This is a genomic window from Sphingomonas zeicaulis (assembly GCF_050433225.1).
In the GTDB taxonomy this organism is placed as follows: Bacteria; Pseudomonadota; Alphaproteobacteria; order Sphingomonadales; family Sphingomonadaceae; genus Sphingomonas_D; species Sphingomonas_D zeicaulis.
In genome coordinates, this window is sequence record NZ_JBNPXQ010000001.1 from 1,348,148 (window position 1) to 1,371,512 (window position 23,365).

Below are 23,365 nucleotides of genomic sequence, written 5' to 3' on the forward strand. Positions count from 1 at the left end.
CAGTCGACCGCTGCCGTCCATTTGACCTCGGTTCAACAGCCTCCAAATCAATGGCGCGCTGATTCATCTTCATCCGCTCAGCCCTACATCCGGAGCGAATTGCAAAGCGCGGATCGCAACTCGCAGCGCTCAAAATTTCTCCGTCGAACCGTGCCTGCAATGCGATGGCTGGCTCAAACGACCGAACGGCCAATTGCTCCCCTTGCTCCCTGCCTTCATGATCGCGGGGAAGCTGAAAATAGCTCGCGCTACATGGAGAGAGAGATGCTGCAGCAAGCCATCGACGGTCTGGCGGGAAAGAGCCTGATCGGTGAACGTTATGACAATTTCATCGGCGGCGCCTGGGTCGCGCCGTCGCGTGGCGCCTATTTCGACAACGTCTCCCCCGTCAGCGGCGAGGTCGTTTGCAAGGTCGCCCGCAGCAGTGCCGAGGATATCGAGTTGGCCCTCGATGCGGCGCATGCGGCGAAGGCCGGCTGGGGCGAAACCGCGGCGGCCGATCGTGCGGGCGTGCTGCTGAAGATCGCGCAGCGAATGGAGGAAAATCTCGATCTGCTGGCGATGGCCGAGACGATCGACAACGGCAAGCCGATCCGCGAGACCACCGCAGCCGACATCCCCCTCGCAATCGACCATTTCCGCTATTTCGCAAGCTGCGTCCGCGCGCAGGAAGGCTCGATCGCCGAGATCGACAAGGATACCATCGCCTATCATTTCCATGAGCCGCTGGGCGTCGTCGGCCAGATCATCCCGTGGAACTTTCCGATCCTGATGGCTGCGTGGAAGCTGGCGCCGGCCCTCGCCGCGGGCAATTGCGTGGTGCTCAAGCCCGCCGAGCAGACGCCGATGTCGATCATGGTGCTGATGGATCTGATCGGCGATCTGCTGCCGCCGGGCGTGCTCAACGTTGTCAACGGCTTCGGCCTCGAAGCCGGCAAGCCGCTGGCCACCAGCAAGCGGATCAGCAAGATCGCCTTCACAGGCGAAACCAGCACCGGCCGCCTCATCATGCAATATGCCAGCGAAAACCTGATCCCGGTGACGCTGGAACTGGGTGGCAAATCGCCGAACATCTTCTTCGCCGATGTGATGGACGCCGACGATGATTATTTCGACAAATGCCTCGAAGGGTTCGCGATGTTCGCGCTCAACCAGGGTGAGGTCTGCACCTGCCCCAGCCGCGCGCTCATCCAGGATTCGATCTACGACGCCTTCATCGAGCGCGCCGTCGCTCGCGTGAAGAGCATCAAGCAGGGCAACCCGCTCGACCCCTCGACGATGATCGGCGCGCAGGCGTCGAGCGAGCAGATGGACAAGATCCTCTCCTACATCGCGGTCGGCAAGGATGAGGGCGCGCGGGTGCTGACCGGCGGCGACCGTGCCACGCTCGGCGCCGATCTCGACGGCGGCTTCTACATCACCCCCACCGTCCTCGAAGGCCACAACAAGATGCGGGTCTTCCAGGAGGAGATTTTCGGCCCGGTGCTGGCGGTGACGCGCTTCAAGGATGAGGCGGATGCGCTCGCCATCGCCAACGACACGCTCTACGGCCTCGGCGCCGGCGTGTGGACGCGTGACGGCAACACCGCCTATCGCATGGGCCGCGCGATCCAGGCCGGGCGCGTGTGGACCAACTGCTACCACGCCTATCCGGCACATGCCGCATTCGGCGGATACAAGCAGTCGGGCATCGGCCGCGAAACCCACAAGATGATGCTCGATCATTATCAGCAGACCAAGAACCTGCTGGTCAGCTATAGCCCGAAGGCGCTAGGCTTCTTCTGAGACGCCTTCTAAGGCTGTGTTGAACGACGACGGCAAACCGGCGGGCCTTCCCGCTCGCCGGAATGTCGCCGATCTGTACGCGTTTCCACTTGGCCAGTGCATCGGCCCAGCCACATCCGCTCGCCGACGGCGCGGTCGAACCGAGCACGACAGTCCCATTTCGGCGCCTTATTTCGGCGCCCCAGACGAACATCTGTGATTTTTCAAGACTTTATCGGAATATCCTCGTTCTTGACATTAGTGATCGAAAGCGTGCCTTCGTGTCCTTAAATCGCTCGTCGGCTTGATCGCTGTGCCTGCCCCCTGCCAGATCGCAGCAACGACGAGAGCGCTTGCCGTACAGGCAGGCCACGACATCGCATCCGGACGCTGGTGTGATAATCAGGCGTGGGCGCATTGTCGCTCACCGCCCTGGCAATGCCGCCATGCGGTGAAGCGAAGGCGCCGATCGTGCCGCTTATGGCGCCGGTTTTGAGGCGCTTGCGATTCAAGCCTGGCAACGTCTTCATTAAGAGTGGAAGGTCATGAGATGCTTCAGAAAAACCAGAATATCGCCCGCGACGCCACTTAGCGGCGGCGGAATGGCACCCGCGAAACCGGATTTCAGTGTAACCTTTGTCACTTTCGCCTGCGCGGGCTCGCTTGCGTTTGCCTCTGGCGAAAAAATACGTCCTAACCGCCGCTTTTCCGGATGCGTTCGGATTCACGAGATGAAGGCTTAGATCCCCCTCCCCTGTCCTTGAGGCTTGGTCGCGGGGGAGCCTGACCCTGCCGGCTTATTCCGATAACCCCGTTCTCCTTGGGAAGGCGGTGCCCGGCGGGCGCCGCTTCCTGTCCGACGAAAGCGCGTTGATGTTCCCTGCCCCCTGTCGCCCGATCCCGGTTCCTTTGGTTACGTCCCTTTCCGCGCTGGCGCTCGCGCTGCTGGCGCTGCCCAGCCCGGCTGCGGCGGAAGGGGCGCCGGACGAAGGGGATCCGATCGTCGTGACGGGCGAAGGCCTGCCGCTGCCACCGGGAACGCCCGCCTACGGCGCGGTGACGATCGACCGTGACCGGCTGACCGACAGCGCCGCGGGCCGCATCGAGGATATCCTGGCCGACGTCGCCGGCTTCCAGCAGTTCCGCCGATCGGACAGCCGCTCGGCCAATCCGTCGGCGCAGGGCGCGACCTTGCGGGCCTTGGGCGGCAATGCCTCCAGCCGCACCCTCCTGCTGCTCGACGGGGTGCCGCAGGCGGATCCCTTCTTCGGCTATATCCCTTACAGCGCCCTCGCCCCCGAGCGGCTCGCCGAGGCGCGCATCACCCGGGGCGGCGGTACCGGCGCGTTCGGGGCAGGCGCGGTCGCCGGCACGATCGAACTCGCCAGCGCCGGTCGCGCGCAACTGCCGACGGTGGCGGCAAGCGCCTTCTACGGCAGCCAGGATGCAACCGAACTTTCCGCTGCCATCACCCCGGATCTCGGCGAGGGCTTCGTGACGGTCTCCGGCCGGTGGGACCGTGGCGACGGCTTCCATACCACGCCGCGCGACCAGCGAGTCGCGGCCACAGCGCGGGCGCGATATGAAAGCTGGTCGGCGGGGCTGCGCGCGGTCGCGCCGATCGCACCGGACCTTGAAGTCCAGTTCCGCGGGCTCCTGTTCAGCGATGACCGCACCCTGCGCTTCGCAGGTGCGGACAGCCATTCGGAAGGGCAGGACGCCAGCATCCGGCTGGTGTCGCGGGGGCGCTGGCAGGTCGATCTGCTCGCCTATGTGCAGGCGCGCAACTTCTCCAACGTTGTGATCAGCGCCACCAGCTTCCGCAAGACGCTCGACCAGCGCAACACGCCCTCGACCGGCTATGGCGGCAAGATCGAGCTGCGCCCGCCGGTTGCCGATGCGCATCTGCTGCGCATCGGTGCGGACGCGCGGCTGGCCGATGGCGAGATGTTCGAGGACGGGTTCAACGCCACTACCGGCGCCGTCACGGTCCGCCGCAATGCCGGCGGCGAGCAGGCGACCTTCGGCCTGTTCGTCGAGGATGACTGGACGATCGGCCGCCTCACGCTGACTGGCGGCGCGCGGCTCGATCACTGGTCGATCGACGGTGGTTTCCTGACCGAGCGCAATGCCGTCGGCATGGTCACCAACGATCGGCAATTCGCCGATCGTGACGGCTGGCGCCCCAGCTTCCGCGCGGGCGGAGTGCTGAAGCTGTCGAGCGCGGTCGCGCTGCGCGGTGCGGGCTATACCGGCTTCCGCCTGCCGACGCTCAACGAACTCTATCGTCCCTTCACCGTGTTCCCGGTGACGACGCGGGCCAATGCCGCGCTGGGGCTTGAGCGATTGAAGGGCGTCGAAGCGGGCGTAGATCTCATGCCCGCCCCTGGCGTCACGCTCGCTGCGACCGCCTTCTACAACCGGCTGGAAGGCGCGATCGCCAATGTGACGATCGGAACCAATCTGCGGGAACGGCAGAATGTGGATGCGGTGACGGCGAAGGGCGTCGAGCTTTCGGCCAGCCTGCGGCTCGGCCAGGTCTTCGCACTGGCGAGCTACGCCTACAGCCACAGCCGGGTGGATGCGCCGGGCGAAGCGTTCGACCGGCTGATCCCGGCGCAGACGCCGAGCCATGCGGCGAGCACGACGCTCGGCTGGCGCCCCGCCCCCGGTTGGAACCTCTCGGGAACGCTGCGCTATGTCGGCCGCCAGTTCGAGGATGATCGCGAGACCGATGCGCTGAAGGATGCGCTGACCGTCGATGCGGTCGCGCGCGTGCCGCTCGGCAAAGGCGCTTTCCTTGTCGGCCGCGCGGAGAACCTCTTCGATACCGCCGTCGTCACCCGCAATGTTGCCGGATCGATCGATGTCGGCACCCCGCGCACGCTTTGGATCGGGATCAAGCTCGAACGATAAAGGGGGAGAAAGATGAGCAACGGCAGCGCTGTGCGCGAAACCTGAGCCGGCCTAGCGCGGCGCCATGCGGATCGCGCCGTCCAGACGGATCACCTCCCCGTTGAGCATAGGGTTGGCAATGATCGACTCAACGAGTTGCGCATATTCCTCCGGCCGCCCCAGGCGGCTGGGATGGGGCACCTGCGTTCCCAGCGAATCCTGCGCCGCTTGCGGCAGCCCCATCAGCATTGGCGTGAGGAAGATGCCGGGCGCGATCGTGACGACGCGGATGCGGTGCTGTGCCAGATCGCGCGCCACGGGGAGCGTCAGGCCGACGACGCCGCCCTTGCTCGCGGCATAGGCCGCCTGCCCGATCTGCCCGTCATAGGCAGCGACCGATGCGGTGTTGACGATGACGCCGCGTTCCTCCTCATCCGTCTCGACGCTCGCCAGCCGCGCCGCGAACTTGGCGATCATGTTGAAGGTGCCGATCAGGTTGATCTCGACCGCGCGACGAAAGGCATCGAGCGGATGCGGCACATTCTCCTTGCCCACCGTCTTGATCGCGGGTGCGATGCCCGCGCAGTTGACGAGAATGCGAGCGACACCATGCCGATCCTCGGCGGCCGCAATACCCGCTGCAACGCTGGCATCGTCGGTCACATTGACCGCGAAGAAGGCGCCACCGATCGCGGCAGCGCGTTTTTCCCCAGCCTCCGCGTTGAGGTCGAACAGCGACACGCGCGCACCGCGTTCGGCCAGCAGGTGCGCCGTGGCGGCGCCCAGCCCGGACGCGCCCCCCGTCACGATGACCGGAATTCCGTTGAGCTGCATGAGACCTCCGTTCAGATCGGTTCAATGGCGGTCGCGCGCCTATCCGGCATGACTCCGCCAGGGAGGCATGCCGGATAGATCGGATTGCGCGATCGATCCACCCGAACCGGGCGGAAGGTCTCCTGCGGCCAGCGTCAGCCCTTGATGAAGGCCAGCAGATCGGGGTTGAGGACGTCGGCATGGCTGGTCAGCATGCCGTGCGGATAGCCCTTGTAGACCTTGAGTTCGCCGTTCCTGAGCAGTTTGACCGACAGCAGGGCGGCGTCGGCGATCGGCACGATCTGGTCGTCATCGCCGTGCATCACCAGCGTCGGCACCGTGATCGCTTTCAGGTCCTCGGTAAAATCCGTCTCGGAAAACACGGCGATACAATCATAATGTGCCTTGGCGCCGCCGATCATGCCCTGCCGCCACCAATTCTGGATGGTTCCCGGAAGGATCTTCGCGCCCGGCCGGTTGAAGCCGTAGAACGGCCCCGACGCGACATCGAGATAGAATTGGGCGCGATTGGCGGCGAGGCCTTCGCGCAGACCGTCGAAGACCGATTTGGGCAGGCCGCCGGGGTTCTTTTCCGACTGGATCATGATCGGCGGCACCGCGCTGACCAGCACCGCCTTGGCGACGCGGCCGGGCTTAGCGCGCGCCACATAACGCGCCGCCTCGCCGCCGCCGGTGGAATGGCCGATGTGCACGGCATTCTTCAGGTCAAGATGGTCGGTGAGTTCGATCAGGTCGGCGACATAGGTATCCATGTCGTTGCCGGTGTCGGTTTGGGTCGAGCGGCCGTGTCCGCGCCGGTCATGCGCGATCACGCGATAGCCCTTGTCGAGGAAGAACAGCATCTGCGCGTCCCAATCGTCGGCGCTGAGCGGCCAGCCATGGTGGAAGACGATCGGCTGCGCGCTCTTGGGGCCCCAATCCTTGTAGAAGATCTGGGTGCCGTCCTTCGTGGTGATCGTGGCCATGTTCTTGTCTCCGTGCTGCAGATTTCCGGAAAGCGGTGCGGCGAATGCCGGCGTGCCTGCGAGGAGGCCCGCGGCGATCATCCCGCCGAGCAATTCGCGGCGGCTGGTGTCGAGCGACCATGCGGTGATATTGGCAGTGGCGGAATATCTCTGGATGGTGGCCATCGGGCGTCCTCGCTGGCGGCACGCCTCATCGCCTGCCCGCCATGCCGGTGATAATGGGCGCAGCCGCCGCTGGCCGCCATTCGACCAAGGCAGGCGCGATCCCATACCTTGGTCCGTCTCCGCCGGATCGGGCGATGTTGATGAACGCCGTCGTCAGGGTTAGGCCATGCCGATGACGTTCCGATCCCGCACCGCCATCGCCGGTTCCGCCCTTTTCGCCATCGCGCTCGCCAGCGCCGCACTCGGCGCCGCGCCGCAGGATGAAGATCCGTTTCTCTGGCTTGAAGAGATCGATGGGCCACGCGCGCTGAAGCAGGTGGAGGCGTGGAACGCCGATACCGACCAGCGCGTCCGATCGATGCCGGGCTTCGAGGCCGATCGGGCACGGGCGCGCGCGATCCTCGACGACGAGGCGCAGATCGCGATGCCGGACCAGATCTTTGGCGACAAGGTCCTCAACCTGTGGCGCGACGCGAGGAATCCGCGCGGGCTTTGGCGGGTGAGCCCGCTTGCCGCCTATCGCGCGGGGAAGCCGGTGTGGACGACGCTGATCGATGTCGACGCGCTTGGCAAGGCAGAGGGCAAGAGTTGGGTGTGGCATGGCGCGGACTGCCTTGCGCCGGCCTATGAACGCTGCCTCGTCTCGCTCTCGCCCAGCGGCACCGATGCCGATGTCGTCCGCGAGTGGGACATGAAGACGGGCGCGTTCGTGAAGGACGGCTTCGGACTGCCGGAAGCGAAGAGCAATGTGGCGTGGATCGATCGCGATACGCTGCTGGTCGGCACCGATTTCGGCGCCGGATCGATGACCGATTCGGGCTATCCCCGACTGCTGAAGCAGTGGAAGCGCGGCACGCCGCTGTCTGCCGCCACCGACGTGATGGCCGGCAAGGCGGAGGATGTCAGCCTCGCCCCCTCGGCGGTGATGGATGGCGATGTGCGGCGCGTGTTCGCATCGCGCGGCGTCGATTTCTATACAAGCATCCTTTCGCTGCGCCTTCCCGACGGCCGTTTCGTGCCGACGCCGGTGCCGCCGAGCGCTGATCTTCGCGCGGTAATCGGCGGGCGGATGATCGTGTTCCTCAACAAGCCACTCGATGCCTTCCCCGCTGGTGCGCTCATTTCCTACGCGATTGCCGATATCGCCGCGGGGCGTGACGCGAAGCCGGAACTCGTGCTTGCGCCGACCGAGAGCCAATCGATCGAGGAAGCCGTCGCGACCGACCATGTGCTGTGGGTGCGGCTGCTCGACGATGTCTCTGGCAAGCTGCTGGCGCTCACCCGCGATGCGACGTCAAGGCGCTGGAGCAGCCGCGCGATCCCGCTTGCGGCCAATGCGACCCTTGACATCGCGGCCGGCGCGGCTGCGCAGGATCTGGCGTTCGTGACGGTCGAGACGATGCTACAGCCGCCGGCGCTGATGGCGGTGCCGGCGGTGGGCTCGTCCGCTCCCGTGCAGAGCTTGCCGGCCCGCTTCGATGCGAACGCCTTCACCGTCGAACAGCGCTTCGCGACCTCGAAAGATGGCACGCGCGTTCCCTATTTCCTCGTTCGCAAGAAGGGCGCGACCGGTCCGGTGCCGGCGCTGATCCACGGCTATGGCGGCTTCCGCGCCGCGCAGCTTCCCGGTTATCTGACGGGACAGCCCTATCGCGCGGGCCCGCTGGGGCTGTTCTGGGCGGAAGACGGCAACGCCTATGTTCTCGCCAACATCCGCGGTGGCAGCGAATATGGGCCGGCCTGGCACGAAGCGGCGCTGCGCGAGAAGCGGCAGAACAGCTTCGACGATCTCCACGCCGTCGCCGAGGATCTGGTGAAGGCCGGGATCAGCGGCAAGGGCAGGATCGCGATCTCGGGCCGCTCCAACGGCGGCGTGCTGGTCGGCGCGGCGATGACGCAAAGGCCCGATCTCTACGGCGCCGTCATCTCGGGATCGCCGCTGCACGACATGAAGCGCTATTCGCACCTCCTTGCCGGGGCGTCATGGATGGCGGAATATGGCGATCCCGACGTGCCCGCCGACTGGGCCTTCATGAAGCTCTATTCGCCCTATCAGAATGTGAAGCCGGGCGTGCGCTACCCGGCCGCCTTCTTCTACCTCTCGACGCGGGACGACCGCGTCCACCCGGGCCACGCCCGCAAGATGGCGGCCCGGCTGGGCGCCTATGGCAACCGCGTCTATTATCACGAGTATCTGGAAGGCGGCCATTCGGTGGGGGCTGATCATGCCGAGGATGCGGTGCGCGCGGCGATGCTCCACGCCTTCTTGAAGAAGGAGTTGATGGCGCCGGCGAAGTGACGATTCAGCCGATTGCGACGGGATCGAGCACGAATGCGCTGCGTTCAGCGAGATCGTTGATCCGCGCGAGATAGGCCTGGAAATGCGCGGTCGCCCGGTGCGCGGCGACCGCCACATCGTCGGTATAGAGTTCGTCGAGAACGAAGCGGGTGGCATCCGCCTTGTCGCGCCACAGGTCGTAGCGCAGATTGCCGGGCTCTGCGCGCGACGGAGCCAGCATGGATTCGAGCAGTGCAGCCAGATCCTGCGCCTTGCCGGCACGTGCCGTCAGCACCGCCACAATCTTCACCGGACTGGTCATCGCCTGTTCCCTTTCGTCTGTGTCCCCCGCGTCATAGCCTGCGGCGCGCCGATTTCGAGCGATAGTCGGCGTTGGTGCATTGAGGCTGGCGACGGTGGACAAAGGCGGCTAGACCCCAACCATCGTCCGGCGGCAGACCGGAGCAGCCAATCGTGAGGTCGCCAGACAGTTGCCGCGATCAACGCCCATGCCGGGCAAGGGGAAATGGCGAACCATGACCAAGGCTTCCGATCTTTTCGTCGCGTGCCTCGAGGAAGAGGGTGTCGAATATATGTTCGGCGTGCCCGGTGAGGAGAATCTCGACCTGCTGGATTCGCTGTCGCGCTCGACATCGATCAAGCTGATCCTCACCCGGCATGAACAGGGTGCCGGCTTCATGGCCGCCACCTATGGCCGCCACACCGGCAAGACCGGTGTGTGCCTGGCGACGCTGGGCCCTGGCGCGACCAATTTCGTGACCGCTGCAGCCTATGCACAGCTTGGCGGCATGCCGATCCTGATGGTGACCGGCCAGAAGCCGATCAAGAAATCCAAGCAGGGCCGTTTCCAGATCCTCGACGTGGTCGACATGATGCGGCCGATCACCAAATATACCCACCAGCTCGCCAGCGCCGACAACATTCCAAGCCGGATCCGCGAGGCGTTCCGCTTGGCGGAAGAGGAAAAGCCCGGCGCGACCCACCTCGAATTTCCCGAGGACGTTGCGGACGAGCAGACCGAAAGCCTGCCGATCAAACCAAGTCTTGCGCGCCGGCCCTCCGCCGAGCCCAAGGCGGTGCGCGCCGCGGTCGAGATGCTCGAGAAGTCGAAATCGCCGCTGCTGGTGATCGGCGCCGGCGCCAACCGCAAGATGACCGGGCGGATGCTTTTCCAGTTCGTGGAGAAGACGGGCATTCCCTTCCTGACCACCCAGCTCGGCAAGGGCGTGATCGACGAGACCCATCCGAAGTTCGTCGGCTGCGCCGCGCTGTCCGCTGGCGATTTCGTCCACAAGGCGGTCGAGGCGGCCGACGTGATCGTCAATATCGGTCATGATGTGATCGAGAAGCCGCCATTCTTCATGAAGAATGGCGGCTGCCCTGTGATCCATGTCTCGACCCGCTCAGCGGAGGTTGATCCGGTCTACTTTCCGCAGATCGAGGTGATCGGCGACATCGCCAACGCCATCTGGCAGATGAAGGAAGACATCGTTCCCAAGGATTGGGCGTGCAGCCGCATGCTCGCCGCGCGGCAGGCGGAGGTGGCGCACACTGCCACCCTTGAGGATGACGCCCGCTTCCCGATCTTCCCGCCCTACTTGGTCAAGCAGATCCGCAAGGCGATGCCCAACGACGGCATCATCTGCCTCGACAATGGCGTCTACAAGATCTGGTTCGCGCGCAACTATCCGGCGCGTCAGCAGAACACGGTTCTGCTTGACAACGCGCTGGCGACGATGGGCGCCGGCCTGCCCTCCGCCATGGCATCCGCGATGGTCTATCCGAACCGGAAGGTAATGGCGATCTGCGGCGACGGCGGCTTCATGATGAACAGCCAGGAGATGGAGACCGCGGTTCGCCTCGGCCTCAATATCACCGTGCTGATCCTCAACGATGGCAGCTATGGCATGATCCGCTGGAAGCAGGCGAATATGGGGTTCCAGGATTGGGGGCTGACCTATGGCAATCCCGATTTCGTGAAATATGCCGAGGCTTACGGCGCCACCGGCCATCGCGTGGAAAGCGCGGAGCAGCTACCGCAGTTGATCGAGCAATGCCTCAACGCCAAGGGTGTGCAACTGATCGACTGCCCGGTCGACTATGCGGACAATGACCGCATCCTCAACCAAGAGATCAAGCAGCTCAGTGCAGCGCTGTGATCTGACACGGCGCTGAAACTACCGGAATTTAACTTGGCGGAACCAAAGCGAGGCGCCAGCCTTTGGATCGGTCTACCCGGAAGACCGGTGCCTGGTGCCGCCGGTTCCGCCGAGGATCGCGCGTGAAGGTCGAGGACATCAGATGACCAAGCTCAAATCCGTTTATCCGCTCTATCTCAACAACAAGGCAGAGCAGCCTAACGCGGACCTGGAGGTGACCGACAAGTTCACCGGCGAGGTTGCGTTCCGCGTGGCACAGGCGGATGCGAAGACGATCGATGCCGGTATTGCCGGCGCGGTCGCTGCGGCTGAGCCGATGGCACGATTGCCCGCCTATCAGCGGCAGGCGGTGCTGCAGCACTGCGTTGACCGATTCAAGGAACGCTATGACGAACTCGCCTACGCGCTGTGCGTCGAGGCGGGCAAGCCGATCAAGGACAGCGAGGGTGAGGTCGGCCGACTGATCGATACGTTCCGCATCGCCGCCGAGGAGTCGGTGCGGATGACCGGCGAGGTTCAGCCGCTCGATTTCTCGCCGCGCGCCAAGGGCTATCAGGGCATCTGGAAGCGCGTGCCGATCGGGCCGTGCAGCTTCATCTCGCCGTTCAACTTTCCGCTCAACCTGGCGGCGCACAAGGTGGCGCCGGCGATCGCCGTGGGTTGCCCGTTCGTGATGAAGCCGGCCAGCCGTACGCCGCTGGGCGCGATTATCATGGGCGAGGTGCTCGCGGAGACCGACCTGCCGGCGGGCGCCTTCTCGATCCTGCCTGCGCACCGCGACGGCGCCGACCTGTTCACCGAGGATGACCGGCTGAAACTGCTGAGCTTCACCGGCTCGCCGGGCGTCGGCTGGGATCTGAAGGCCAAGGCCGGCAAGAAGAAGGTGATCCTGGAACTCGGCGGCAATGCCGCGGTGATCATCGATCATGATGCCGATCTGGCCGACGCGGTCGATCGCGTGATCTTCGGCGCCTTCTATCAATCTGGCCAGAGCTGCATCGGCGTGCAGCGCATCATCGCGCATGCCGACATCTACGACCAGTTCCGCGACATGCTGGTTGCCAAGACGAAGACGTTGATTGCCGGCGATCCCAAGGACCGCGACACCTTCGTCGGCCCGATGATTGACGTAAAGGAAGCGACCCGCCTCGATGGCTGGATCCAGGAGGCGCTGGCGAAGGGCGCGACCCTGCTGTGCGGCGGCAAGCGCGACGGCGCGATGCTCGAAGCGACCTTGCTGGAAAATGTCGATCGCGACACCAAGGCCTATCGCGAGGAAGCGTTCGGTCCGCTCGCGCTTCTTTCGAAGTTCGAGAAATTTGAAGACGCACTCGACGAGGTGAATGATTCGAAGTTCGGGCTGCAGGCGGGCATCTTCACGCGCGACCTGTTCAAGACGCTCGACGCGTGGGACCGGCTCGACGTCGGCGGCGTCGTGATCAACGACGTGCCCAGCTATCGCGTCGACAACATGCCCTACGGCGGCGTGAAGGATTCGGGTCTTGGCCGCGAGGGCGTGAAGTTCGCGATGGAAGACATGACCGAGATCCGCAATCTGGTGATCCGGCGGCGCTGACGGCGCAGCCCTGCGCCGTCAAACCGGGCGTTCGACATTGCTGAGTTCGGCGATCGTGGCGTTGGCGGCGACGAGCTTGGCGGTGAGTGCCTTGCGGAACGCCCGCTCCAGCGCGGCGCGGACGCCATCATGCGTGTCCGCATAGACGCGCAGCTTGTCCGCCGGCATGCACCAGATGCGCGACGGGCGATCCAGCATCACCGTGCCGGTCGCCGGCGTTCCCGCCAGCGCGGTGACCTCGCCGATGAAATTTTCCGGCGGGCAAGTCGCGACGACCTTGCCGCCGCTGGACACGGTCGCGCTGCCCGACGCGAGATAATAGAGGTTGGGCACCGCCTGCCCTTCTTCCGTCAGAATGTCCCCCGCCTTGCCGTTCAGCCAGAGGCCTTGGTCGATCAGGTGGCGAACATGGCTGCGACTGAGCCCGTCGAGCGTCGAGAGCAGACCCTGTTCCTCGGGCCGGAAGCCCGCACGGACATCGCCGATGACGAGGCGCGCAAGCTGCGCGCCGGTGACGAGCAGCAGCACGCTGGTCCATACCATCCCCGAAAGACTGGTCGTGCGGATGAAATAGGCAAGGCCCGCGAGCGCTGCGCCCGCCAGTGCCGCGCGCATGCCGCTTCCGCGAGGCAGCAGCGCGGTGAGCACCAGCAAGCCGAGCATGAGGTGGAGCAGCAGTCCGTCTGGCGTCGTGATCGGATCGAAATGCATGCCTTCCCACCGCATTGTGAAGCGAGCATATACTCGCATTATGACGGACAGTCGTCGGCGCACAGGGATGAATCATCCCAAGGCTGCGTCAAGTCACAAAAGCGCGCTTGCCTCTCCGCGCCGAACTGCTCATAAGTCCAAAAAAACAACAGGGTTGCATCGCGTGGTTCAGGGCCGAGCGGGGTGGCGATGCGTTACAATGACATGGCGGAAGCGCTGCGCGCGCGCGCCTGGATTGGCGCTGTCGCGCTTTGTCTGTCGCTTGCAGCTTTTGCGTTACTGATTGGTTTCGGCCGCGGTGAACCTGCCGTCGCCGCACCTGCTTCAACCGAAAATCTTCACCTTGGCGTAGCATCCTGCTCCGGCTCGACGTGCCATGGCCGTCAGGAGGCCGACGGCCGAATCGTACGCCAGGACGAATTGATGCGCTGGCAGGAGCCGTCGACCCCAGGCGGCGCCCATAGCCGTGCCTATGCCGTGCTGGCGTCGGCGCGCAGCCAGGCGATCGCCGCACGGATGGGGATCGGTTCGGCCAGCAGTTCCTCGGAATGCCTGGGGTGCCACGCCGATCCGGCTCCTGCGGGCCGTGGTCCGCGCTTCCAGTTGAGCGATGGCGTCGGTTGCGAGGCGTGCCATGGCGGCGCGCAGAACTGGCTGCAAAGCCACTATTCGGTCGGCGCGACGCATCGCGGCAATGTGCAGATGGGCATGCGCGCGCTGGAAAATCCGGCGGAACGCGCCTCGGTCTGCCTTGATTGCCACTTCGGCTCTGCCCGCAAGGGGCAGTTCGTCAATCACCGGATCATGGCGGCCGGCCATCCCAGGATCGCGTTCGAGCTCGATCTCTTCTCGACGCTGCAGCAGCATCATGACGAGGATCGCGACTATATCGAGCGCAAGGGCGGCCGCACCAACAATGTCCGCTTCTGGGCAGTCGGCCAAGCGATGGCGCTGGACCGGTCGCTGGACCTTTATGGCAAGCCGACCGGCGGCGCGGGCGTCTTCCCCGAATTCTATTTCTTTGATTGCCATAGCTGCCATCGCCGCATCTTCGACGATGAGGACGCGCGTCCGCAAAAGCTGGCCAATCCCGGCCGTCCGATCCCGGCTGGCATGCCACCCTACAATGATGAGAACATGATCATGCTGAGCGCCGCCGCGCGCATCGCGGCACCGGCGCTCGCCGGGCGGCTCGACGCCGACAGTCGTGCCTTCCACGCCGCGCTCGCCAAGGATCGCGCCTCGTCAATTACGGCGGCAGCCAAGCTGCGCGGCACAGCGCAGGCACTCGCCTCGGCGTTCTCCGCGGCCAGCTTCAGCCGCGAGCAGGTGTTCGCGATCATCGACAGCGTTTCGAGCGAGGCGATCAGCCAGCGCTACACCGACTATGAAGGCAGCGTGCAGGCGGTGATGGCGGTCGACACCTTGCTTAATGCGCTGGTGAATTCCGGTCAGATCCCGGCAGGTGCTGCGACCTCGATCCGCGGTGACGTCAATGTCGCCTATGGCGCGGTGCGCGATCCCAATGATTACCGGCCAGTTGAGTTCCGCCGTGCGCTTGGCAGCGCGGTGAGGACGATCCGGACGCTGCGCTGATGCGGCGGCTTCAACTCACCGCGGCGGTCACCATGGCCGGGCTGCTCCTCGCCTCCTGCGGTGGCGGCGGCACCGCCAGCGGCGGCACGCCGACGCCGACGCCCTCCCCCACCCCATCACCGGGCCGCTATCAGGTTCCCGCGGCCGAGGCGCTGAGCGTCGCCGACGTGCAGGGCATCCTTGCTCGCGCCGTCGCCGAGGCGCAGGCGCGTAACCTGCCCGCGGTGATCGCGGTGGTCGATCGCGTCGGCAATGTGCTGGCAGTCTACACCATGACCGGAGCTCGGCCGCGCGCGACCGCACAGCCTGCGCCCAACGGCCAGAATCTCGACGTACAGAACGTTAATTTCCCCGCTTCGATGGGTGCTATCTCGAAGGCGATCACCGGCGCCTATCTGTCGAGTAGCGGCAACGCGTTCACGACGCGCACCGCGAGCATGATCGTGAAGGAGCATTTCCCGCCAGGACCGAACACCGCAGGCCTCGAAAGCGGCCCACTGTTCGGTGTGCAGTTCAGTTCGCTGCCCTGCTCCGATCTCGTCAACCGCTACAGCGCGACGGCGCCGGCCGCCTCCGCCTTCATCGGCCCCAAGCGCTCTCCGCTCGGTCTTTCGGCCGATCCAGGCGGCATCCCGCTCTACAAGAACGGTGTCGTGGTCGGCGCGATCGGGGTGATGGCGGACGGCAACTATGCCGACGATCCCGACGTCACCAATATCGACGAGGATGGCGAAGAATTCGTCGCCCTCGCTGGCTCGGTCGGGTTCGAGCCGTCCGAAACGATCAAGGCCAACCGGATCACGATCGACGGCACCTCCCTACGTTTCACCGACGCGACCGCCGCGAACTTCAAGAGCACGCCTGCGTCTGCGCCGCCTTTCTCGGCGATCAACAACAGCGCGATCGGCCGGCTGACCGCAGTGCGCGGCTATTACCAGGTCGGCGCACCCGATCCGGTGGTGCTCGCCGGCACGCCTTATGGCACCGAGGCCTCCGGCTATCGGAAGGCAACCAGCGCCGAGTTTGCAAACAGCGACGCGTTCATCCTGACAGATGGCAATGGTAACAACCGCTTCCCGGTGCGCGCCGGCACCGACAGCGCCGAAGTTTCCCAGCCGCTGACGCTCGCCGAATCGCGCGCGGTGCTGGAAGAGGCGTTCACGATCATGTCGCGCGCTCGCGCACAGATTCGCCGCCCGCTCGACAGTCGGGCGCAAGTGACGATCTCCCTCGTCGATACCCGCGGTCAGGTGCTGGGTGTTGTCCGCGCGCCGGATGCGCCGGTGTTCGGCACCGACGTGTCGCTCCAGAAAGCGCGCACCGCGGCCTTCTTCTCCAGCCGTTTCGCCGCAGACGAACTGCAGCAGAACACCATTCCCGACATCCGCGAGTTCGTGCCGCGGCTGCGGACATTCCTGAACGACGAGACCGCGCTGACCGGCAAGGTGGCGTTCAGCGATCGTGCGGGCGGAAACCTCTCCCGGCCTTTCTTCCCCGATGGTGAGGTCGGTCGCCCTAACGGCCCACTGTCGCGCCCGATCGAGAATTTCAACCCGTTCTCCACGGGCCTGCAATCGGCGCTGATCATCACCAATCTGGCCGCGCACATCTTCTTCGTCGACGGGATGAACCCCGCCGACACGCGCGAGGTCTGCACCTTCCTGCCCGAGTTTGCGCCGGGGCGGAACCGGCTGCAGAATGGCGCGCAGATCTTCCCCGGCAGCATGCCGATCTATCGCGGCAACGCGCTGATCGGAGCGATCGGCATCTCCGGTGACGGCATCGACCAGGACGATATGATCTCGTTCCTCGGCACGCATTTCGGCGGACTGCGCGTTAATGGCGCAATCGGCAACGCACCACCGGAGATGCGTGCCGACCGCATCACCGTGCCCGTCGGCAATCGTCAGGCGCGGCTGCTCTATGTGCAATGCCCATTCGCGCCGTTCCTCGACACCAGCGACCAGAATGCGTGTCAGGACAAATAGCGGATGAGCGTCGCCACGCCCTTCTTGCCCATTCTCGCGCTGATGAGCGGCGATGCTTTGCCGGTCGACGCACCCCCGTTGCTGATCGCCGATCAGGCGGTAGCTTGGCAGGCAACCCCGTCCTCAGTCGCGGTGACGGGAGACGTCACCCAGGCGGCCTCGGGCGATGGTGTGCCACAGTCTGCTGAAGACGCGTCGCCGCCCACATCGTCCGCGGATGAACCGCCCCCGCCCGATGGCGCGCCGGAACTTGACGCCGACGACAGTCTGTTGCCAGGCCGCCGCCGCCCCGGTTCGGAGCGCCGGCTGCCTGAACGAATCGAACAGGACAATATCGGCGCGGTCCGCCCGCCCCCGCCTGAGGCCTTCCCGACCGACGAGTTCCCGCTGCCCGATCGCTGGCGGCTGGTCGAATCGCTTGGCCTCGTGCGTGAGCATTGGTGGGATCCCTACAACCAGAACACCTACAAGGGTGATCGGCCGCTCTGCCTACAAAATGAGGAAGAGCGCGAACGGCGGCGGCGTGAAAAGTTGCCCAAGTGCCGCACCCCCAAATTCCTCGGCTTCAAGTCGGACGACTGGTTCCTGACGCTCAACGCGATCTCGGACACTGTGGTCGAGCCGCGCAGCTTTCCGCAGCCGGTCAATCGCCAGTCGGTGCAGAATCCGGGGAGCAACGATGTTTTCGGCCGCGCCAACAGCCTCTTGCTGTCGCAGACCGTCATATTGGGCGCGGCGCTGACCAAGGGCTCGACAGCCTACGAGCCGCCGAAGATCGAGTATCGCGTCGCACTGGCGTTCAACACCAACTATGTCGACGTCAGCGAGCGTCGCGTGCTGCGCGTCGAGCCAAGCTACCCCACGCACCGCCATGACGGTTTCGTCGGCGTGCAGGAATTCTTCTTCGACTATCACATTCGCAACACGTCGGATCGGTTCGACTTCGACTCCATCCGGGTCGGCATTCAGCCGTTGCAGCTCGATTTTCGTGGCTTCCTGTTCAACGACAACAATCTCGCGATCCGCCTGTTCGGCACGCGCGACAACAACCGCTTCCAGTACAGCGTCGGCGCGATCTGGCGGTTTGACAAGGATACCAACAGTGGCCTCAACGACGTCTATCAGCGGCCGCGCGACGATGTCGTGATCTTCGGCAATCTGTTCCGGCAGGATTTCCCCGTGGTCGGCCTCACCAGTCAGGCGATCGCGGCGTTCAACATCAATCGCGAGGAAGACGAGATCGCGATCGACGATAACGGCTTCCCGATCCGTCCTTCGCTGCTGGGTGATCTGCGCGCCTATCGCTACGAAGTCTTCTATCCGGGCTATGCGGTGGACGGCCGCATCGGCCGGCTCAACCTGTCCGCGCAGATCTACGGCGCGTTCGGCGAGATCAGCAATAATTTCTTCACCAGCCGGCCCGCCGACATCCGCGCCTATTTCGCGGCGGCCGAGGCGAGCTACGATCATGACTGGATCCGCTTCCGGCTTTCCGGTGTCTACGCCTCGGGCGACAAGGATCCGTATGACGACACGCTGGGCGGGTTCGACGCGATCTTCGAAAACCCGATCATCGCGGGTGCCGATACCAGCTACTGGATCCGCCAGGTGATCCCCTTTGCCGGCGGCGGTCGCGCGGTGGGCGTCAACGGCCGCAACGGCCTGCTGCCGTCGCTGCGCAGTTCCAAGGAACAGGGGCAGTCCAACTTCAACAATCCGGGCTTCATGCTGCTCGGCGCTGGCACCGATTTCGACATCACGCCGACGTTCCGGCTCTCGACCAACGTCAATCATATGTGGTTCGAGAATACGAGTTCGCTGCAGGCGCTGCGCAACGAAGGTAGCATCCCTAAGTCGATCGGCTGGGATCTGTCGGCCGCGGCGATCTGGCGGCCGAAGGGCAACCAGAACATCGTGTTCCGCCTTTCGGGCGCGGTGCTTGACCCTTCGAAGGGCTTTGCCGACCTGTTTACCAACAACCACGGGGATGACCGCTACTATTCGGTCCTCCTCAACGTGATCCTGGCCTACTGATGCTGAAGGCGAACGCCCTCCTCAAAGCCCTCGCCCGCGCGCGCTTCGCGCTGCTTGCGGCGTTCGTCATCCCGTCCGCGATGTCGCTCGCGTCCGATGCGGAAAAGCCGCAGAAGATCGATTATGCCTTCTATGCGCCCGCGCCGTCGGACCGCACCTATGAAGACATGGAGAAGATGAACGCCGGCTGCGTCGCCTGCCATACCGAGAGTGACCAGAAGACGATGCACGCGACCCCTGCGGTCAACCTGTCGTGCATTGACTGCCATGGCGGCAACCAGATCGACCCGGCCTCGGTAGATACGAGCCTCGCCCAGACCGATCCGCGCTATGTCGACCGGATCAAGGCCGCGCACGTGCTGCCGCGCTACCCCAAGAGCTGGAACTGGCCGTCGTCGGCGAACCCTAAGCAGAGCTACACGCTGCTCAACAAGGAATCGCCGGAGTTCATCCGGTTCGTGAACCCTTCGGACTATCGCGTTGCGCGCGATAGCTGCGGTGCCTGCCATATCGAGGTGATCGAGGCCGCGGAACGCTCGCTGATGGCCTCGGGCGCGATGCTATGGGGCGGTGCGGCCTACAATAACGGCATTGTCCCCTATAAAAATTATGCGTTCGGCGAGGCCTATACGCGCGACGGTGAGCCAGCGAAGATCGTATCGCCGAGCGAGACCGGCCAGCACGGGACGGTGAGCGAGGCGCAGAAGAAGCGTGGCGCGCTGCCGCTGCTCTATCCGCTGCCGACATGGCACGTGATCCCGCCGGGCGACGTGTTCCGCGTGTTCGAGCGCGGCGGTCGCAATATTTCCAGCGCCTTCCCCGAACTCGCGCTACCCAATCCCTCGGGCAACATCCAGCGGCTCGAGGAACCCGGCCGACCGGATCTGAAGCAGTCCAACCGTGGGCCCGGCACGGGTCTGCGAGTCGCTATCCCCGTGCTCAACATCCACAAGACGCGCCTCAATGATCCGTTCACCTGGTTCCTGGGCACCAACGACCAGCCGGGTGACTATCGCTCCTCGGGTTGCGCGTCGTGCCACGTGATCTACGCAAACGATCGCGAGCCGCGGCACAGCCTGACCTACGCCAAGTTCGGTCGTGACGGGCAGAGCTTCTCCAAGGATCCGACGATCGCATCCAAGATGGAATGCGACGATCCGACCGAGGAGGAGGAAGAGGCGCTTCGTCCGCATGCGAAAAAGATCGAGAAGGCGCACGCCAAGGGGGAGCATCTCGCCTGCCCCGGCGCACCCGATCATCCCGCGACCGTCGCGTTGAAGGGCAAGAGCCCCCGGGCCTATGGCGCTGCGAGCGGCGAAGGCCATGATCTGGATATGACACGCGTTGGCATGAAGGATGTAGCAATCGCGGCGCGGGCCCCCGCCGGCCCGCATGGCGCCGCCGGCGGCGAGCACGGTGCAGGCCGGATGATCAAGGAACGCGGCCATCCGATCGGCCACACCTTCACCCGCGCGATCCCTACCGCGCAGTGCATGAACTGTCACATGCACCAGCCCAACATCTTCCTGAACAGCTTCCTCGGCTACACGATGTGGGACTATGAGTCCGACGCGCCGCTGATGTGGCCGGTAAAGCAGAAATATCCGACCGCGGCCGAGGCTCACGAGATCCTCAACCGCAACCCGGAAATGGCCGCGACGCGCGGGCGCTGGGGCAATATGTCCTTCCTTCGTAACGTCTATGACACGGTCAATCCGAAAGCGAAGGATACCCAGTTCGCCGACTATCACGGCCATGGCTGGAATTTCCGATCGATCCTGAAGCGTGATCGCGAGGGCAATCTGCTCGATGCGGACGGCAAGATCGTTTCGCCCGACGACCCCGAGAAGTTCCGCAAGGCGGGTGAAGGCCAGTTCGTCGAACCGGGTACCAACCCCGGCAAGACCGTCCACATGATGGATATCCACGCCGAGGTCGGCATGCAGTGCGCCGACTGCCACTTCGCTCAGGACAGCCATGGCAATGGCCTGATCCAGGGCGAGGTCGCCAACGCGGTCGAGATCGGGTGCAAGGATTGCCACGGCACCGCCGACGCCTACCCGACCCTGCTGACCTCCAACGTCGCGGCGCGGCCGCAAGGCACCAACCTCGCGCTGCTCCGCAACGCCAATGGCGAGCGCCGCTTCGAGTGGGGCTATGACAAGCATGGCCGCCGCGCGCTGATCCAGCGTTCGATCGTCGACCCCGAACTCAAGTGGACTGTCAGCCTCGTCAAGGACGCGGTCGATCGCAACCTTGAAAATGTGCTCGACGATAAGGGCGTGCCCTTGTTCAACCCGCGCGCTGCCCGCGCCAAGCTGATGAGCAAGCATGGCGCCGAAGACGGGACGTTCGCCTTCGGCCCGGGCGTCGCCCCGGCCGACCGCGCGCACAATCCGGACGAAATGGCTTGCTTCACCTGCCATCTGAGCTGGACGACGAGCTGCGGCGGCTGCCATCTGCCGATCGAAGCGAACTGGAAGACGACCAGCCACAAATATGATGGGCTGGAGACGCGCAACTTCGCGACCTACAACCCGCAGGTCGCGCGCGACGACATGTTCCAGCTCGGTCGGCATCAGACGACCAAGGGGAACCAGATCGCGCCGGTGCGCTCGACTTCGGCGCTGGTCCTGTCGTCGACCAACATCAACCGCGAGCGCATCTATGTGCAGCAGCCGCCGATCAGCGCGGCCGGCTTCTCGAGCCAGGCGTTCGCTCCCCACTTCCCGCACACGGTACGCAAGACCGAGACCAAGGTGTGCACGGACTGCCACCTCTCCGCGGCGAACGACAACAATGCGATCATGTCGCAGTTGTTGCTGCTCGGCACAAACTTCGTGAACTTCGTCGGACTCCATGCCTGGACCGGCCTGCAGGGCGGCTTCGAGGCGATCCGTGTGACCGAGTGGGACGAGCCGCAGGCGGTGATCGGATCCTATCTTCATCGTTATTCGTCGCCCGACTGGTATGACGCGCACGTCAACCGCAACAAGCGCGAGCTGGTCGAATGGACCCGCGGCAAGACATTCGACAAGAATCTGAGCGGTGAGACGCAGGCGCTGGAGCAGTTCGCCAACGTCGTCCAGGGCACGCCCGATGCGGTGCGCTGCCTGCAGCTTCGCGGCGAATATATGTATGTCGCCGAGGGCAAGAGCGGCTTCCGCGTCTATGATGTCGCCTCGATCGGCAACAAGGGCTTCTCTGAGCGGATCGTGACGGCGCCCTTCTCGCCGCTGGGCCAGGACACGCATGTCAAAACGAGCAATGCGACCTGCATGGCACTGGCGACGACGCAGCCGATCAGCATGGCGCGCAACAAACGGATCCTGACCGAATTCCCAGAGAATGAGGAACAGGCGCTGGAGGAACTCTATCGCTACGCCTTCATCACCGACAGCGTCGAAGGTCTGGTCGTCGTCGACATCGATACGATGGCCGACGGCGAGTTCCGCAACAATCAGCTGAAGCGGGCGCTCACCTGGAACGCCGGCGGCATATTGAAGGGCGCGCGCCATATCACCTTGGGCGGCCGCTACGCCTATATCGCGGCCGACGCCGGCCTGGTGATCCTGAACCTCAAAGATCCGCTCAAGCCCGTCCATGTCGCGACGATCCCGCTGCGCGACGCCCGGGCGACTGCACTTCAGTTCCGCTATCTTTGGGTGACCACCGCGGACGGCCTCCAGGTGGTGGACATCACCGGTCTTTCGGTCGATCCCGATCCGACCAAGCCGGACCGCTGGACCGCGCCGCGGCTGATCCCGGAGGCAACGATCCCGCTCGCCGACGCCCGTCGCGTGTATCTGGCGCGCACCTACGCCTATGTCGCGGCAAAGTCTGATGGCCTCGTGATCGTCGACATCACGAACCCGGAGGCGCAGAAGATCGTCGACAAGGTGACGTTCAACGGCGCGCTCAACGACGCCGAGGACGTCATCGTCGGCACCACCAACGCCTCGCTGTTCGCCTATGTCGCAGACGGCCGGAATGGCCTGAAGGTCATCCAACTCACCAGCCCCGGCAGCCAGCCAAATTTCTACGGCTTCTCGCCGAAGCCGGTGCCGGAACTGATCGCGTGGGCACGGACGCCGAGCCCCGCGCTCGCGCTGTCCAAGGGACTCGATCGCGATCGCGCGGTGGACGAGACCGGCGGGCAGATCGCGGTCTTCGGCCGCCTCGGCTCCCGGCCGTTCAATCGCAGCGAGATGGAGCGGTTGTTCCTCACGCGCCGCGGCGTGCCTTACAAGGTCAGTGACAAGCCTGACATGACCGCGTGGGTGCCTGGGATGATGATGGCTTCGGGCAAGTAATGCGTTGAGGGACGTTCCACCTCAGCGGAAGTGCGTGCACTTATTCAACGTTGAGAAGCCCCCGAA

General features: G+C 64.7%; 13 protein-coding genes. 9 read left to right on the forward strand and 4 right to left on the reverse strand.

All coding sequences use genetic code 11. The annotated features are described in order from the left end of the window. Nucleotides 1-264 precede the first annotated feature (264 nt). Nucleotides 265-1,785, forward strand: a complete 1,521-nt coding sequence (adh, locus tag FHS96_RS06370) for an aldehyde dehydrogenase (protein WP_429588638.1) — start codon at nucleotides 265-267, stop codon at nucleotides 1,783-1,785. Between the two features lie 888 nt (nucleotides 1,786-2,673). Then, nucleotides 2,674-4,680 (forward strand): TonB-dependent receptor plug domain-containing protein, encoded by a 2,007-nt coding sequence (locus tag FHS96_RS06375; RefSeq protein ID WP_429588639.1) that lies wholly within the window; start codon nucleotides 2,674-2,676, stop codon nucleotides 4,678-4,680. 51 nt (nucleotides 4,681-4,731) lie between these two features. On the opposite strand, the gene FHS96_RS06380 is transcribed toward FHS96_RS06375, so the two are convergent. After that, nucleotides 4,732-5,493 (reverse strand): SDR family NAD(P)-dependent oxidoreductase, encoded by a 762-nt coding sequence (locus FHS96_RS06380; protein WP_429588640.1) that lies wholly within the window; start codon nucleotides 5,491-5,493, stop codon nucleotides 4,732-4,734. A gap of 134 nt (nucleotides 5,494-5,627) precedes the next feature. Beyond that, nucleotides 5,628-6,458, reverse strand: coding sequence for an alpha/beta fold hydrolase (locus FHS96_RS06385; RefSeq protein ID WP_429589648.1), 831 nt, complete (start codon nucleotides 6,456-6,458; stop codon nucleotides 5,628-5,630). 337 nt (nucleotides 6,459-6,795) lie between these two features. On the opposite strand from FHS96_RS06385, the gene FHS96_RS06390 reads away from it, so the two are divergent. Then, complete coding sequence (locus FHS96_RS06390; protein WP_429588641.1) at nucleotides 6,796-8,922, forward strand: prolyl oligopeptidase family serine peptidase; 2,127 nt, start codon at nucleotides 6,796-6,798, stop codon at nucleotides 8,920-8,922. A 4-nt stretch (nucleotides 8,923-8,926) separates the two neighbouring features. Here the strand turns inward: FHS96_RS06390 and FHS96_RS06395 are convergent, their stop codons facing one another. Beyond that, nucleotides 8,927-9,223: a putative quinol monooxygenase gene (locus FHS96_RS06395; RefSeq protein WP_429588642.1), complete on the reverse strand. Its 297-nt coding sequence runs from the start codon at nucleotides 9,221-9,223 to the stop codon at nucleotides 8,927-8,929. 214 nt (nucleotides 9,224-9,437) lie between these two features. On the opposite strand from FHS96_RS06395, the gene FHS96_RS06400 reads away from it, so the two are divergent. After that, nucleotides 9,438-11,081, forward strand: a complete 1,644-nt coding sequence (locus FHS96_RS06400; RefSeq protein ID WP_429588643.1) for an acetolactate synthase large subunit — start codon at nucleotides 9,438-9,440, stop codon at nucleotides 11,079-11,081. Nucleotides 11,082-11,223: 142 nt separating this feature from the next. Continuing rightward, a complete protein-coding gene (locus tag FHS96_RS06405; RefSeq protein WP_429588644.1) occupies nucleotides 11,224-12,657 on the forward strand; it encodes an aldehyde dehydrogenase family protein in 1,434 nt (477 codons plus the stop codon). A gap of 18 nt (nucleotides 12,658-12,675) precedes the next feature. On the opposite strand, the gene FHS96_RS06410 is transcribed toward FHS96_RS06405, so the two are convergent. After that, nucleotides 12,676-13,368, reverse strand: a complete 693-nt coding sequence (locus tag FHS96_RS06410) for a Crp/Fnr family transcriptional regulator (RefSeq protein WP_429588645.1) — start codon at nucleotides 13,366-13,368, stop codon at nucleotides 12,676-12,678. A gap of 204 nt (nucleotides 13,369-13,572) precedes the next feature. On the opposite strand from FHS96_RS06410, the gene FHS96_RS06415 reads away from it, so the two are divergent. Genes FHS96_RS06415 through FHS96_RS06430 form a run of 4 tightly spaced genes read left to right on the forward strand, consistent with a single transcriptional unit; the run spans nucleotide 13,573 to nucleotide 23,299 of the window. Then, a complete protein-coding gene (locus tag FHS96_RS06415; RefSeq protein ID WP_429589652.1) occupies nucleotides 13,573-14,964 on the forward strand; it encodes a multiheme c-type cytochrome in 1,392 nt (463 codons plus the stop codon). Next, the gene (locus FHS96_RS06420) at nucleotides 14,964-16,952 is read left to right on the forward strand and encodes a GlcG/HbpS family heme-binding protein (protein ID WP_429588646.1); all 1,989 of its coding nucleotides are present in this window, start codon (nucleotides 14,964-14,966) and stop codon (nucleotides 16,950-16,952) included. The genes FHS96_RS06415 and FHS96_RS06420 overlap by 1 nt, the downstream gene beginning before the upstream one ends. A 3-nt stretch (nucleotides 16,953-16,955) precedes the next feature. Continuing rightward, nucleotides 16,956-18,986, forward strand: a complete 2,031-nt coding sequence (locus FHS96_RS06425; protein ID WP_429588647.1) for a hypothetical protein — start codon at nucleotides 16,956-16,958, stop codon at nucleotides 18,984-18,986. Next, the gene (locus tag FHS96_RS06430; protein WP_429588648.1) at nucleotides 18,986-23,299 is read left to right on the forward strand and encodes a hypothetical protein; all 4,314 of its coding nucleotides are present in this window, start codon (nucleotides 18,986-18,988) and stop codon (nucleotides 23,297-23,299) included. The genes FHS96_RS06425 and FHS96_RS06430 overlap by 1 nt, the downstream gene beginning before the upstream one ends. Nucleotides 23,300-23,365 lie beyond the last annotated feature (66 nt).

Bases quoted from the DNA above. Each gene is read 5' to 3' on its own strand.
- adh (WP_429588638.1), top strand. From the start codon at position 265: ATGCTGCAGCAAGCCATCGACGGTCTGGCGGGAAAGAGCCTGATCGGT.
- FHS96_RS06380 (WP_429588640.1), bottom strand. From the start codon at position 5,493: ATGCAGCTCAACGGAATTCCGGTCATCGTGACGGGGGGCGCGTCCGGG.
- FHS96_RS06385 (WP_429589648.1), bottom strand. From the start codon at position 6,458: ATGGCCACGATCACCACGAAGGACGGCACCCAGATCTTCTACAAGGAT.
- FHS96_RS06390 (WP_429588641.1), top strand. From the start codon at position 6,796: ATGACGTTCCGATCCCGCACCGCCATCGCCGGTTCCGCCCTTTTCGCC.
- FHS96_RS06395 (WP_429588642.1), bottom strand. From the start codon at position 9,223: ATGACCAGTCCGGTGAAGATTGTGGCGGTGCTGACGGCACGTGCCGGC.
- FHS96_RS06400 (WP_429588643.1), top strand. From the start codon at position 9,438: ATGACCAAGGCTTCCGATCTTTTCGTCGCGTGCCTCGAGGAAGAGGGT.
- FHS96_RS06405 (WP_429588644.1), top strand. From the start codon at position 11,224: ATGACCAAGCTCAAATCCGTTTATCCGCTCTATCTCAACAACAAGGCA.
- FHS96_RS06410 (WP_429588645.1), bottom strand. From the start codon at position 13,368: ATGCATTTCGATCCGATCACGACGCCAGACGGACTGCTGCTCCACCTC.
- FHS96_RS06415 (WP_429589652.1), top strand. From the start codon at position 13,573: ATGGCGGAAGCGCTGCGCGCGCGCGCCTGGATTGGCGCTGTCGCGCTT.
- FHS96_RS06420 (WP_429588646.1), top strand. From the start codon at position 14,964: ATGCGGCGGCTTCAACTCACCGCGGCGGTCACCATGGCCGGGCTGCTC.
- FHS96_RS06425 (WP_429588647.1), top strand. From the start codon at position 16,956: ATGAGCGTCGCCACGCCCTTCTTGCCCATTCTCGCGCTGATGAGCGGC.
- FHS96_RS06430 (WP_429588648.1), top strand. From the start codon at position 18,986: ATGCTGAAGGCGAACGCCCTCCTCAAAGCCCTCGCCCGCGCGCGCTTC.